The organism is Solirubrobacter deserti (assembly GCF_027587175.1).
GTDB classification, from domain to species: Bacteria; Actinomycetota; Thermoleophilia; order Solirubrobacterales; family Solirubrobacteraceae; genus Solirubrobacter; species Solirubrobacter deserti.
Genome location: NZ_JAPCID010000036.1, coordinates 1 through 12,630, shown reverse-complemented (window position 1 = coordinate 12,630; position 12,630 = coordinate 1). Strand labels below are relative to the sequence as shown.

Annotated in this window: 15 protein-coding genes and 1 pseudogene; 9 read left to right on the top strand and 7 right to left on the bottom strand. The window is 74.5% G+C overall.

Translation table 11 applies throughout. The features are described from left to right. Window positions 1-22: 22 nt before the first annotated feature. The 3 genes from OJ962_RS22060 to OJ962_RS34270 are packed head-to-tail and all read left to right on the top strand — an operon-like array spanning window position 23 to window position 2,049. Window positions 23-382 carry an RNA polymerase sigma factor gene (locus tag OJ962_RS22060; protein WP_202956807.1) on the top strand — a complete coding sequence of 120 codons (360 nt, stop codon included), beginning with the start codon at window positions 23-25 and terminating at the stop codon, window positions 380-382. Between the two features lie 22 nt (window positions 383-404). Continuing rightward, entirely contained in the window at window positions 405-1,088 is a 684-nt protein-coding gene (locus OJ962_RS22055) for a hypothetical protein (RefSeq protein WP_202956806.1), read from the top strand. Further along, window positions 1,054-2,049, top strand: coding sequence for an LON peptidase substrate-binding domain-containing protein (locus OJ962_RS34270; protein ID WP_322101341.1), 996 nt, complete (start codon window positions 1,054-1,056; stop codon window positions 2,047-2,049). Before OJ962_RS22055 ends, OJ962_RS34270 begins: the two co-directional genes overlap by 35 nt. Here the strand turns inward: OJ962_RS34270 and OJ962_RS22045 are convergent. The 4 genes from OJ962_RS22045 to OJ962_RS22030 are packed head-to-tail and all read right to left on the bottom strand — an operon-like array spanning window position 2,039 to window position 4,922. Then, window positions 2,039-2,644 carry an ankyrin repeat domain-containing protein gene (locus OJ962_RS22045; RefSeq protein ID WP_202956805.1) on the bottom strand — a complete coding sequence of 202 codons (606 nt, stop codon included), beginning with the start codon at window positions 2,642-2,644 and terminating at the stop codon, window positions 2,039-2,041. The genes OJ962_RS34270 and OJ962_RS22045 overlap by 11 nt on opposite strands. After that, window positions 2,644-3,045 carry a hypothetical protein gene (locus OJ962_RS22040; RefSeq protein WP_202956804.1) on the bottom strand — a complete coding sequence of 134 codons (402 nt, stop codon included), beginning with the start codon at window positions 3,043-3,045 and terminating at the stop codon, window positions 2,644-2,646. Before OJ962_RS22040 ends, OJ962_RS22045 begins: the two co-directional genes overlap by 1 nt. After that, on the bottom strand, window positions 3,042-3,389 hold the full coding sequence (locus tag OJ962_RS22035; protein WP_202956803.1) for a hypothetical protein: 348 nt from the start codon (window positions 3,387-3,389) through the stop codon (window positions 3,042-3,044). Before OJ962_RS22035 ends, OJ962_RS22040 begins: the two co-directional genes overlap by 4 nt. Then, window positions 3,390-4,922 carry a Na+/H+ antiporter gene (locus tag OJ962_RS22030; RefSeq protein WP_202956802.1) on the bottom strand — a complete coding sequence of 511 codons (1,533 nt, stop codon included), beginning with the start codon at window positions 4,920-4,922 and terminating at the stop codon, window positions 3,390-3,392. Window positions 4,923-4,942: 20 nt separating this feature from the next. On the opposite strand from OJ962_RS22030, the gene OJ962_RS22025 reads away from it, so the two are divergent. Continuing rightward, window positions 4,943-5,200: a sulfurtransferase TusA family protein gene (locus OJ962_RS22025; protein WP_202956801.1), complete on the top strand. Its 258-nt coding sequence runs from the start codon at window positions 4,943-4,945 to the stop codon at window positions 5,198-5,200. Between the two features lie 19 nt (window positions 5,201-5,219). Here the strand turns inward: OJ962_RS22025 and OJ962_RS22020 are convergent, their stop codons facing one another. The 3 genes from OJ962_RS22020 to OJ962_RS22010 form a co-directional block, all read right to left on the bottom strand. Then, window positions 5,220-6,965: an MFS transporter gene (locus OJ962_RS22020; protein ID WP_202956800.1), complete on the bottom strand. Its 1,746-nt coding sequence runs from the start codon at window positions 6,963-6,965 to the stop codon at window positions 5,220-5,222. 52 nt (window positions 6,966-7,017) lie between these two features. Continuing rightward, window positions 7,018-7,608, bottom strand: a complete 591-nt coding sequence (locus OJ962_RS22015; RefSeq protein ID WP_255526112.1) for a winged helix-turn-helix domain-containing protein — start codon at window positions 7,606-7,608, stop codon at window positions 7,018-7,020. 105 nt (window positions 7,609-7,713) lie between these two features. Further along, window positions 7,714-8,340 (bottom strand): HAD family hydrolase, encoded by a 627-nt coding sequence (locus tag OJ962_RS22010; protein ID WP_270006612.1) that lies wholly within the window; start codon window positions 8,338-8,340, stop codon window positions 7,714-7,716. Between the two features lie 37 nt (window positions 8,341-8,377). On the opposite strand from OJ962_RS22010, the gene OJ962_RS22005 reads away from it, so the two are divergent. The 5 genes and pseudogenes from OJ962_RS22005 to OJ962_RS21985 form a co-directional block, all read left to right on the top strand. Then, window positions 8,378-8,800, top strand: a complete 423-nt coding sequence (locus tag OJ962_RS22005) for a hypothetical protein (protein WP_202956797.1) — start codon at window positions 8,378-8,380, stop codon at window positions 8,798-8,800. Further along, a complete protein-coding gene (locus OJ962_RS22000; RefSeq protein WP_202956796.1) occupies window positions 8,785-9,723 on the top strand; it encodes a quinone oxidoreductase family protein in 939 nt (312 codons plus the stop codon). Before OJ962_RS22005 ends, OJ962_RS22000 begins: the two co-directional genes overlap by 16 nt. A gap of 76 nt (window positions 9,724-9,799) precedes the next feature. Next, window positions 9,800-10,369, top strand: a complete 570-nt coding sequence (locus tag OJ962_RS21995; RefSeq protein ID WP_202956795.1) for an RNA polymerase sigma factor — start codon at window positions 9,800-9,802, stop codon at window positions 10,367-10,369. Continuing rightward, window positions 10,366-10,815, top strand: coding sequence for a hypothetical protein (locus OJ962_RS21990; RefSeq protein ID WP_202956794.1), 450 nt, complete (start codon window positions 10,366-10,368; stop codon window positions 10,813-10,815). Before OJ962_RS21995 ends, OJ962_RS21990 begins: the two co-directional genes overlap by 4 nt. A 121-nt stretch (window positions 10,816-10,936) precedes the next feature. After that, a pseudogene (locus OJ962_RS21985) lies at window positions 10,937-12,630 on the top strand (CHAT domain-containing protein); the annotation flags it as partial.

The following is a 12,630-nucleotide window of genomic DNA, read 5'->3' as shown; positions in this document are numbered from 1 at the left end:
CGCGGGATGACAAGCAGCGGGTGTGACGGACGCTGAGCTGATCGCGCGGTCGTTGACCGCGCCGGGCGCCTTCGAGGGTGTCTTCGAGCGCCACTTCGGCGTCGTGTTCCGCTACCTGCGGCGGCGCTGCGGGGACGCCGCCGAGGATCTGGCGGCCGAGACCTTCACGCGCGCGTTCGCGGGGCGGGCCGGCTACGGCCTCGCGCGGGCCGACGCGCCGCCATGGCTGTTCGGGATCGCGACCAACGTGCTGCGCGCGCACCGGCGCGACGTGACGGTGCCCGGCTTGGCCGAGCGCGCGGTGGAGATCGACGCGGACGCGCGGCTGGACGCGGCCGCCGCACCGTGCGCTCGCGTCTGGCCCGCGCCCGCGCCGCCCTGAACCCGATCGCCGAGGAGGCCCGATGATCGAGACGCTGTTCCCGCCGGTGCCGGCGGACGACGAGGTGGAGCGGGCCGCCCGCGAGAAGGGACTGGCCGCGCTGCGCGAGGCGGCGGCCGACGAGGCGCGCCGGAGCCGCGCGGGGACGGCGAGCGGCGCGGCGGCGAGCGGCCCTCGCCGGCGAGGCGTGCGGCGGCGCTCGTGGCTGGTCCTGCCCGCCGTGGCGGCGGTGGCCGCGGGCGTGTTCGCACTCACGTCCGGCGTGGACGAGGGGCGTGTCTCTCCGCCGCCCGCGTCGGCGGCGCAGTTGCTCTCGCGCGCCGCGGACGCGGCCGCTACGGCTCCCGCCCCGGGCGCGATCGGGCCCGGCGAGCACTTCTACGTGCGGCGGACGGCGATGGAGCCGAAGACGATCGAGCGTGGCGGTGAGCGGTTCACGGTGTTCATCCGCTCCGTCGACGAGGACTGGACCGCGCGACGGGTCCGGGCGCAGCCGGCACCGGCCCGCGGCGCCGGCGTTCCCGGCGCCGCGCGACCGGGCCGCGTGGGAGCGAGCGGGCGCGCCGAGCCAGCGCGCGATGATCGGCAACTACCTGCCGATCCTCGACGGCGCGGACGTCACCTCTCCCGCTCAGCCGCGGCGGGCGTTCCCGGCGCGCTCGGTGTGGGCGATGTCCTACCGGCAGGTGCGTGCGCTGCCCACTGACGCAGTCGCGCTCAAGCGCGAGCTGCGGGCCGTGTTCAAGCCCGACCGCACCATCGCGCCCGGTTCACGCGACCTGCTCATCCGGCTGCAACTGCTCGAGCGGATCGGCCAGCTGCTGGGCGGCGCGCCGCTCGACGCCGCGCAGCGCGCCGCGCTGTTCCGCGTGGCCGCGGGCATCGAGGGCGTCACGGTCTCCCACGACGCGCTCGACCAGCTCGGCCGCCAGGGCACGGCGGTCAAGCTCGAAGGCACGGTGGCGCTCGCGCCACATGGTCGGCGATCACGCCGACTATGGCGCGGTCTACACGTCAGAGGTCCGGAATGCGCTGAAATAGAAGACATGCTGGTCCGGGACTTCCCGCTGTTCCCGCTCGGGATCGTGGCGTTGCCGAGTGAGCTCGTGCCGCTGCACATCTTCGAGGAGCGCTACAAGTCGATGGTCGCGCGCTGCCTGGAGGAGGAGTCGGAGTTCGGGATCGTCTGGCTCGCCGACGACGGCCTGCGCCCGATCGGCTGCGCGTGCCGGATCGAGGAGATCCTCGAGCGGTTGCCCGACGGGCGCATCAACCTCGTCGCGCGCGGGACGCGGCCGTTCCGAATCGAGCAGCGCCAGGAGGAGCTCGTGTACCCGGCGGGCGTCGTCGAGTTCCTCGACGACCGCGAGGAGTACCCGGACGAGGAAGCCGCCGAGGCGGCCCGCGGCGCCTACGCCGAGCTCGTCCTCCAGGCCACCGATCGCTCGCCCGACCCGGCCGAGATCGGCGCGATGACGGCCTACGAGATGGCTGCGACCGTCGAGTTCGGGCTCGACGCCAAGCAGGGCCTGCTCGACCTGCGCTCGGAGTCCGCGCGCATGAAGCTCGTCGCCCGCCTCTGCCGCGCCGCGCTCAAGCGGCTCGAGTTCATCGACCGCGCGCAAGCCCGCGCGCAGTCGAACGGCAAGGTCCACTTCACGGGCTGAGCAGGTCGCGCAGCTCCGCGTTGGACGTCATGTCCCGCGGGATCTTGCCCTCATCGTCGAACAGGTTGCGGTCGGCGCCGAAGTCGAGCAGCAGTTGCACGAGCGCGAAATCCTCGCTGTGTGCGGCCGAGTGCAGCGGCGTGTAGCCGCCCTCCTGGGAGACGTTCGGGTCCGCGCCCGCCTCCAGCAGCGCGCGCACCGATTCGAGGTCACGCACCGCGGTCGCGGAGTGGATCGGGCGCAGCTTGCGCGCGTTGACGGCGTCCGCGTCGGGCGGGGCACCCGCGGCCAGCAGCACGCGGACCGCTTCGATGCCGCCGAAGAACGCGGCCAGGTGCAGCGGCGTGTAGCCGTCTCCGGTACGCGCGGTCAGGTCGGCGCCCTCCAGCAGCTCGGCCTCGCCCAGCGCGGCCGCCTCGAGCGGCCCGATCGGCGCGCCCGCCGCGATCAACGCCGCCGTGGCCTCCGGCCGGCGGTGGTAGCGGGACAGCAGCAGGGCGGACACCCCGCCCTCGTCCGTGGCGGACGCGAGCTCCGGCTGCTCGCGCAGCAGCCACGGAAAACGCTCCGACGTAATGGCCTCGACTAGGTCCATCAGCGGCGAACGATCCCACAGATGCGCTCGCTGACATCACTGGTGAACGCTGTCAGCTGTGCGAACGCGGACGGCAGCGGGCGCGAGGTGTCAGCGAATCCGAGCGTGCCCGCCTCCATCCGGACCCGGTAGCTGAGCACCGGGTTCGGACCGGCGGGAAGCTGGAGGTGCAGCTCGGCCTGGGCGGAGAGCTCGCGCTCGAGCTCGCGCGCCTGCAGCAGGGTCTCGTTCGTGATCGGGCGCCGGTCGCCGCCGTTGCAGGTGACGGTGCCGTCGTCGGACACGAGCAGCGTGAGGTTCGCGTTTCGGTCCGCGCCGGAACGCTTGACCTCGAACAGGTCGGGTGCGGGCGAGCCGCAGCCGGCGAGCGCGAGCGCCGCGATCAGGACGAGCCACCTCAAACGAAGATCAACTCCGCGTCGGCGACCTCGCGCAGGAACTGCGGGGTCGAGATGACGCCGGCGAGCCGGGTCGTGTCGGCGCCCGTGGCCTGCGCGGCGGCGGCGCACGCGTGCACGGTGCACAGCTCGAGCGCGGTGTCGCGCAGCGCTTCGAAGGTCTGCGCGAACGGCTCGCGCTCGGCCGGCGCGACGTGCCGCGCGCGGGCGGGCGCGAAGAACGCCGTGAGCGCGCCGAAGCCCAGCAGCGCGCGCGCCCCGCGCCCTTCGGACGCCGCGCTGACGAGCAGCGAGAGGCCCATGTACAGGCGCTGATGATCGTCGGACTCCAGGACGGCGGCGAGCACTTAGAGCTGGATCCTGGCACGCAGGCGCGAGTCGTCCAGGTCCAGCTCGCGCTCCACCTCGCGCAGGATGTCGTCCGCGAACGCCCGCTCCCGGCGCATCGCGCGCAGCAGCCCCCGTTCGGCCTCGATCATCTCCGCCAGCAGTTGCGCCGCCGCCGTGACGTCGCCGCCGCCGTCCTCGTCGCCGTCGAGGCGTGCCTCCAGCCGCTCCACCCGCGAGCCGTAGCGGTCGCGCAGCCGCTGGACGATGTGCTCGGGCGCGTCGTCTTCGAGCTCGTCGAGGCGTTCAAGCGCGGCGCGGGTGAGCTTCAGGCGCGCTTCGGCGGCTTCGCGGCGGTGCGTGTCCGTCGCGGCCAGCCCGAGCCGGCGGATCAGCGCCGAGAGCGTGAGGCCCGGCAGCACGAGCGTGAGCACAATCGCGGCGTAGGCGACGAAGATGACGAGGTCGCGGTTGGGGAAGCCGTCGACGGTGATCGCCAGCGCGGCGGCGAGCGAGACACCGCCGCGCATGCCGCTCCACGCGATCACGATCCGCTCGGCGGGCGTCGTGTCCGAGTGCAGCAGCTTCGGGATGACGATCATCCACAGCGCGCGCACGCCCATCACGACGGCGGTGATCAGCAGCGCGTAGAGGGCGAGCGTGAGCTCGTCGGCGTCCTCGATGCGCTCGATGATCGACGGGACCTGGAGGCCGATCAGCACGAACAGCAGGCCGTCGAGCAGGAACGCGGTCGACTCCCAGAACGCGAGCGTGCGCAGGCGGGTGGTCGGCTCGATGATGTCCAGCGAGCGCGCGCCGACGTACAGGCCGGCCGTGACGGTCGCCAGCACGCCGGAGACGTGCAGCTCCTCGGCGGGCACGTAGGCGACGAACGGGGTGAGCAGGCTCAGCGCGACGTCGAGGCTCGGGTCGGTCACGATCCGCCGCACGTGGGCGAAGATCCAGCCAGCGGCCAGCCCGATCGCGATCCCGCCCGCGGCGACACCGACGAACTCCAGCCCGATCTCGAACACCGAGCCCGCCGACGCGCCCACCGCCCCGAGCGCGAGCCGGTAGGCGGTGAGGCCGGTCGCGTCGTTGATCAGCGACTCGCCCTGGAGGATCGTCTTCGCGCGCCCGGTGACGCCGAGCCGGTCCAGGACGGCGGCGGCCGAGACGGGGTCGGTCGGGCCGAGCACCGCGCCGAGCACGAACGCCGCGGCCCACGGGACGCCCATGACGGCGTTGGCGACGGCCGCGACGGCCGCGATCGTGACCAGGACCAGGCCGACGGCGAGCAGGCCGATCGGCTTCGCGTTCGCTCTGAGCTCCCGCGCGGAGACCGAGATCGCGCTCGCGTAGAGCAGCGGCGGCAGGAAGACGAACAGGATGATCTCCGGGTCCACCACGGGGCTCGGGACGCCGGGGATAAGCCCGATGACAAGGCCGCCGAGCACGAGCACGACCGGGTACGGGACACCGCTGCGCAGGCCGAGCCCGGCCAGCACGACGACGGCGAAGAGCAGGAAGACGAACAGCTCGACTTCGGCCACGGCATGATCTACCCCGGATCGTGGAGGTGTTAGTCGACGCGCGTGGATTGCTCTGCCCGCTGCCGGTGCTGCGGGCGCGGGCGGCGCTGGGTGCGTTGGCGGCGGACGACGTGCTGGTGGTGCTCGCGACCGACCGTGAGGCGCCGATCGACGTCGGCGCGCTGGCGGCGCAGGTGGGGCGGCCGTTCTCGTCCGTGCGCGAGGCGGGTGTGTGGCGGCTGGTTCTAGGCGCTGTATCGCAGCGACCGGCTTCGCCGGTGCGTTGCGATCTCGGCTGAGAGATCGCCTCGCGGATCTCTAGCCGCCGCCGAGCAGTGACAGCAGGTCGATCGTGCCGCGCGGGTCGACGCCGTGCTCGGCCTCGAACTCCTGCGCCCGGTCGGCGTCGAAGATCGCCAGCGCGAGCTCCTCGCGGGTGACCTCGAGGCGGCACGCCGCCTGGTTGAGCTGCGCGAGCACGCGTTCCTGGAGGGCGCCGGCGAGCCCGGAGGCGCCGGGCACCGCGGGCGGGTTGCACGGGTCGGCGAGCGCGACCGCGGGCGGCGCCTCGGCGTCGCCCTCGACGACGTAGACCACGGCGCAGCCCGCGGCGAGCGCGGCGGCCAGGGCCATCGCGGGGCGACGCACGTGCGGGATGAGGACGAGCGCGGCGACGATGGCGAGTGCGGCGGCGATCAGGTACGCGACCTGGAACGCCTCCAGCACGGCCGCGACCACGACGTCGTCGAGCCGCTGGCCGAGCCGGTCGTACACGGCGGGGTTGTCGGCGAACTCGCCGCGCCGCGTGGCGACCGCGTCGGTGAGGCTCTGGCGCGGCGCGTCGGTGTTCAAGTCGTCGAGCAGCGCGGGCGCGAGCTCGAGCTTCTGCAGCGGGTCGATCTGGGCGTCCAGGACGAGGCTCGCGCCCTTCAGGATCGCCTCGTCGGTGGCACGGTTGAGCTGCGCGGTGGCGACCGGCGCGAGGATCGCGAGCACGAGCACGATGCCGACGTGGCGGGCGACCAGCGTGCGCGCCGCCTGCGTCAGGTTCCGCTCCGGGCTGAGCGCGGGCAGCGCGAGGCCCATCCCGGCGCCCGCGAGGACCTGCGGCGCGAGCGTCCAGGCGATGGTCGGCGCGGGCAGGAAGGCGAGCGCCGCGCCGCCGCCGGCGAGCAGCACCGCGCCCGCGAGCGCGCGGGCCTGCCGCTCACCGGGGATCGCGGCCGCGGCGAGCGCCGCGAGGGGCAGCACGGACACGCCGAGGGCGGCCCGCAGCGGCGAGATCGCGAAGCCGGCGACGAGCTCGATGACGAGCAGGAACAGGACCGCGGTGAACGCGGCGGTGGTGAGCGCGAGCGCGGCGAGGGACCGCGTGTCGGCGGCGGGCGACGAGGCCGCGGCGGTGGGCGACGAAGCGCCGGTGGCGGGCGACGAAGCCGCAGCGGCGCGCGGCGAAGCGCCGGTGGCGAGCGGCGAGGCGCCGGTGGCGGACGGAGAAGCGCCGGTGGTGGGCGGCGAAGCCCCGCCCGGGGCGGCGGCGGGCGCCGACCCGGCCTCGCCCGCGGGCGCGCGGCACGCCCACGCGGCGGCGAGGGCGAGCGGGACCTGGACGGCGAAGATCGCGCGCCAGTCGAGGATCTCGGTCAGCGCACCGCCGATCGCGGGGCCCGCGGCGGTGCCGATCAGCGCGGCGCCGAGCCACCAGCGGCGGCCGTGGTCGGACTCGCCCGCCTCCAGCACGTGGTAGGCGGTCAGCAGCGCCGCGGCCGCTCCCGCCGCCTGGAGGGCGCGGAAGACGAGCATCAGCCACAGGTTCGGGGCGAGCGCGCAGCCCACGGAAGCAGCCGCGAACACCAGCAGGCCGGCCGGGCCGGCGCGCAACTGGCGGGCCGGCCACAGACACAGGGCGAGGACAAGCGCATAGACGCCGACGATCGCCGCCGCGCCCGAGATCGACGTGTCGTACTCGACCAGGATCGGCGGCAGGGCGAGCGCGACGATCGAGGCGTCGGCCAGCGCGAGCGCGGCGGCTATCGCGACGAGCGCGCGGCGAAGTCCGGCCATCTAGGCCGCAAGCTTACGGGCCCGCGCGGTTGCCGGGCCCGTCGGCGGAGCGCTATTCGCGGCGCTCGTAGTGCAGGATCGCGAGCTCGGTCGCGGTCGTCGAGGCGCCGTTGCCGTTCGAGCGGCGCTCGGCGGCGCGCAGGTTGATCTCACGCGCGCGCTCGATCGTCTCGCGCAGCAGGTCGGCGATCTCCGTCTGCGCCTCCTCGTCGAGCTCCAGCGGCGCACGCAGCACGACGCTGGAGGCGGCGTCGAAGCCACCGGCGTCGGCGGCCGCGGTGACGCTGCCGAAGATGTGCTGCAGGTTCTGTCCGAGGATCCCCCGGCGAGCCGAACGCGGCAGCTTCTGCCAGTCCGCCTCACTGAACCAGACGGTCGTAACCGCGCGGTAGAAGTGCTCGAGCGCGCCGCGCCGAGGCTCCGTCCGCACCAGTTCGATCGCTCCGAGATCGTTGAGCAGCCGGATGTGGTAGCTCACCCGCCCCAGTGGCAGGTCGAGTTCGCGCGCCAGCTGATTCGGACTGGCGGTCCGCCCATCCAACATGCCCAGCAAACGATGTCGCAACGGATGAGAGATCGCCCTGAGCAGCGATTCATCCAGTTCACCCTGCCCCTGCGCCGGGTGCGTTTCGGCTTCCGCCATGACTACCTCCAGAAGACGCACACCAATCTACGCCCTGTGACAGGAAAAGTCATCACGCTGTCAACTTTGCGCGTCAATTTCGCTCAGAGCGGGAGGTTTGCGTTCCTAAACCGCCCCCAACGCAACTACTTCATCCACGCTAAGTATGTTGACGACGCGGTCCGCTACTGCGAGTAGCGATTCTGCGCCAGGTACGCGGCAGACGCCGAGCGTCGGCATCCCGGCGGCGCGCCCCGCGGCGACGCCCGGGGCTGAATCCTCGACGACGACGCAGCGTCCGGGAACGATCCCTAACCGCTTCGCCGCGAGCAGAAACATGTCCGGCGCGGGCTTGCCGTGGGCCACTTCGTCGCCCGCGACGGTGATCTCGAACTGCAGTCCGGCGCTGGCCAGCGTGTGGTCGAGCCGTTCACGCACCGAGGAGGAAGCAACCGCCACGGGGACGCCGCTCGCCCGCAACGCGGCGAGCGTCTCCAGGGCGTCGTCGAAGGGCTCGAGCCGCTCGTCGATCAGCGCGAACAGCGTCGTGCGCAGCTCCGGCCACAGCGCGTCGGCGCTCGGGATCTCCACCCGCTCGGCCAGGTAGGCGTGGGTGCGCGTGTAGGTGATCCCGACGCACGCCTCGAGGTCCTCGTCGGTCACGGCGTAGCCGTAGGGGGCGAGGGTGCGCCGCCACGCCTCGCCCGAGAGCGGTTCCGAGTCGACCAGCGTTCCGTCGCAGTCGAAGATCACTCCGAACTCCAAGGCGCGAGAGCCTAGCCTTCGGCCGATGCGCCGCTCTTCGCAGGCGCTCGCGGCGGGCGTCGCGGGCGCGGTCCTCTCCGGCCTCCCGTCGACCGTGTGGACGCTGCTCGAGGGCGGCGACCCGGCCGAGGGCGGGCGGGCGCTGGGAAAGGTCCTGCTGCCGCGGGAGGAGCGGACCCTGGTGCTGCTGGCGGCGGGGGCGCCGGTGCACGGGGCGCTGTCGCTCGGGTGGGCGGCGGTGCTCACCGCGGTCCTGCCGGCGGGCCGTGAACCGCTCTGGGGCTTGGCCGGCGGACTTGGCATCGCGGCGCTCGACCTGGCCGTGCTCGGCCGGCTGTTCCCGCCGATCGCAGCGCTGCCGCAGGGCCGCCAGTGGGCCGATCACGCCGCGTTCGGGCTGACCGTGGGCCTCGTGCTGGCAAAGTGCCGGGTATGCGCGCGATCGTGATCGAGTCCAAGGGCGGGCCGGACGTCCTGCAGGTGCGGGACGACGAGCCCGAGCCCGTCGCGGGTGACGGCGAGCTGCTGGTGCAGGTCGAGGCCATCGGCGTCAACTTCCGCGACGTGTACGAGCGCGAGGGCCGCGGCGCGGCCTACGGGAAGGCGAAGGTGCCGCTGATCGTGGGCGCGGAGGGCGCGGGCACGGTCGTGGGGACCGGCGAGCGCGTGGGCTGGGTCGCGGCGCCCGGCTCCTACGCGGAGCGGGTCGTCGTGCCGGCGGACGCGGCCGTCCCGGTGCCCGACGGCGTCTCCTCCGAGCAGGCGGCGGCGGTGCTCCTACAGGGCATGACGGCGCACTACCTGGCGTACTCGACCTACCCGGTGCAGCGCGACGACGTGGTCGTGGTGCACGCGGCCGCGGGCGGCGTCGGGTTGTTGCTCGTGCAGCTGTGCAAGGCGCTCGGGGCGCACGTGATCGCGACGACGTCCGGGGGCGAGAAGGCGGACCTGGCGCGCGGTGCGGGAGCGGACGAGACGGTCGGCTACCAGGACTTTCGCGCGCGGGTGCAGGAGCTGGGCGGCGCGCACGTGGTGTACGACTCGGTGGGCGCGACGACGTTCGCCGACAGCCTGGCCTCGCTCCGCGCGCGCGGGTTCATGGTCCTCTACGGGATGTCGAGCGGGCCGGCGCCGGACGTCGATCCGCAGGCGCTGCAGGCGAAGTCGCTGTACCTGACCCGTCCGGGGCTCCCCCAGTACGTGGCGACGCGCGAGGAGCTGCTCGAGCGCGCGGGCGCGGTGCTCGGCTGGGTCGCGGACGGGACGCTGGACGTGCGTGTGGGCGGGCGGTACCCGCTGGAGGAGGCGCGGCGGGCGCACGAGGACCTGGAGGCGCGGCGGACGACCGGCAAGCTGCTGCTGATCCCCTGACGTATCAGCGCGCGGCGTCGGCGCTCTGTGTCGGTGCATGACGACGTCAAGCCCGCTCATGGTACGTTCGCGCCCTATGGCTGAGGTGGCTGCTCTGGTGCACGCCGCCGCGGACGGGGACCGCGCCGCCTGGGACGCCCTGGTGGACCGTTACAACGGACTGGTCTGGTCCGTCGCCCGGTCCCATCGGCTCTCCCCGGTGGACGCCTCCGACGTGGTGCAGACGACCTGGCTGCGCCTGGTCGAGCATCTCGGCCGCCTGCAGGACCCTGAGCGCGTCGGCGCCTGGCTCGCCACGACGGCGCGCCGGGAGTGCCTGCGCACGTTGCGTCACTCCGCCCGGATGGTCGTCAGCGACGAGCCGCCGGAACGGGTCACGGAGGCGCAGCTGGACGCCGCGTTGCTGGTGGAGGAGCGCGACCGCGCGCTGTGGCAGGCCTTCGGAGGGCTCTCCGAGCGCTGCCAGGGACTGCTGCGGCTGCTGGTCGCGGACCCGCCGCCGAGCTACGAGGAGGTGTCCGTCGCGCTGGACATGCCGATCGGCAGCATCGGCCCGACCCGTCAGCGGTGCCTGGATCGGCTCCGCGGGTTGGCCGAGGGCGAAGGCGTCACCGCCCAGGACACCTCCGGAGGGAACCAGCCATGAACGACGACGTGTTGGAGGCGCGGTTGCGCGCCGTGATGGGGAAGGTCGATCCGGTCCCACCGCTGGTGGACGACGCCGCCCGAGCCGCCTTCGGGTGGCGCACGATCGACGAGGATCTGGCGGAGCTGATGCGCGACTCGGCGGACGAGCTGGTCGAGGCGGGCGTGCGCGGTGTGGGTGAAGCGCGGCAGTTGAGCTTCGAGTCGCCAGCGCTCGGGATCGAGCTCGAGGTCGTGGCGACGGGCCCGCGCTCGCGGCGCGTCGAGGGGCAGCTGCTGCCTCCGGCGGCGGCGACGGTGCGAGCCGAGCGGCCGGGCGGAGCAGCGGTCTCCGTGCAGGCGGACGAGCTCGGGCGCTTCGTGCTCGACGGACTGCAGGCGGGCGCGATGCGGTTGCACGTGCTGCTGCAGGGGGCGCAGATCGCCGTGCCCTGGACGTCGATCTAGAACGAGAAAACCGCCTCGGTGGGCGGTCTGGTCCTGGTATCGGCAGCGTGGGTCGGGACCTTTAGTCCTGACTCGCGTATTGGCGCATTGCCGCTCAGCGCGGGACGCGTAGGCTCGCGCTGTGCTCGACATCGCCGAGGAAGCCGTTCGGCTCGCGTCCGCCGATGCGCGGGCGGCGCGGCGGCTCGCCACCGAGGCGCTGGAGAGCGGCGACGCCGAGACGCGGTCCGTCGCTGAGCGGGCACTCGGATTGGCGGCGGTCGAGCTCGGGCGGGTCGGCGACGCCGTCGCGCACCTGCGGCGGGCGGTCGCGCTCGGTGACAAGCGGAGGGCGGCCGAGGCACGCATGAGCCTCGCGCTCGCGCTGACGTTGCAGGGCGACACCGCGGACGCGCTCGCGGCACTCGACGAAGCCGAGCCGGCGCTCGAGGGGCATCTGCGCGCGCGGGTCCAGGGCCAGCGCGCGCTGATCCTGCAGAAGCTCGGGCGGCTCGACGAGGCTCTGCGCGGCTACCGCAGCCCTCTGCGCGCGCACCGCCGCGCCGGTGACACGCTGTGGGAGGCGCGCCTGCTCTGCAACCGCGGCGTGCTGCAGGTCTACCGGGGGGCGCTGAGCGCCGCCGAGGCCGACCTCGCGCGCGCGGAGGAACTGCACGAGTCGATCGGCCAGGCGCTCGCGGCGACGCAGGTCCGCCACAACCGCGGCTGGGCCGCAGCCCGCAGCGGCGACGTGCCCGCGGCGCTGGCCTGGTTCGACCGCGTCGAGGCCGAGTACCGCGCCCACGAGGTCCCGCTCGCGCTGCTGCTGATGGACCGCTGCGAGGTGCTGCTGTCGGCGCGCCTGGCGGCCGAGGCCAAGGCGAACGCGGACGCCGCCGTGGTCGAGCTCGCCGCCGCGGGCCTCGGCGCCGACCTCGCCGAAGCCCGCCTGCTGGCCGCGCACGCCGAGCTGCTCGCGGGCGACACCACCGCGGCCCGCGCCCACGCCGTCCGTGCCGACCAGGCCTTCACCCGCCAGCACCGGCCGGGGTGGGCCGCGCTGGCGCGGGCCGCCGCCGCGCACGCCGCCTGGTTGGAGGCCGAGCGCGCGGCGCCCGAAGCGGTGGCGGGCGCGGACGAGCGGCAGGCGCGGCTCGAGGACGCGCTCGGCACGGCGCAGCGGGCGGTGCGGTCGCTCGAGGCCGTCGGGTGGGAGGTCGAGGCGCTGGACGCGCGGCTGATCGCCGGGCGGGCGGCGCTCGCGCTCGGGCGGCCCCGGGTCGCGCGGCGCCAGCTCGAGCTCGCCGCGGCCGGACGGGATCGCGGACCCGTACAGGTGCGCACGCGCGCGTGGCACGCCACGGCGCTCGTCCGGCTCGCGCGCGGCGACCGGCGCGGGGCGAGCGCCGCGGTCGCGGCCGGGTTGCGCGCGCTGGAGGCGCACCGGATGACGCTCGGCGCGACCGAGCTGCGCGCGCACGCGTCCGGGCACGGCGAGGAGCTCGCGACGCTCGGGCTGCGGCTCGCGGTGGAGTCCGGCTCGGCGTGGCGCGTGCTCGTCGCCGCCGAGCGCCGGCGGGCGGCGGGCCTGTTGCGGCGGCCGGCGCGACCGCCCGACGACGAGGCGCTCGCGCGCGACCTGCAGGAGCTGCGGCGGGTGACCGCCGCGCTCGAGGCGGGACTGCGCGAGGGCGGCGTCGAGACTGAGCTGCGCCGCCGGCAGGCCGCACTGGAACGTGCCGTCCGGCGCCACGCGCTGCAGGCGCGCGGCGAGGCACGCGTGGCCGCCGGCGCTGCGGGCCGCGCGCTCGGCGCGCGTGTGGGCGGCGCGCCGCG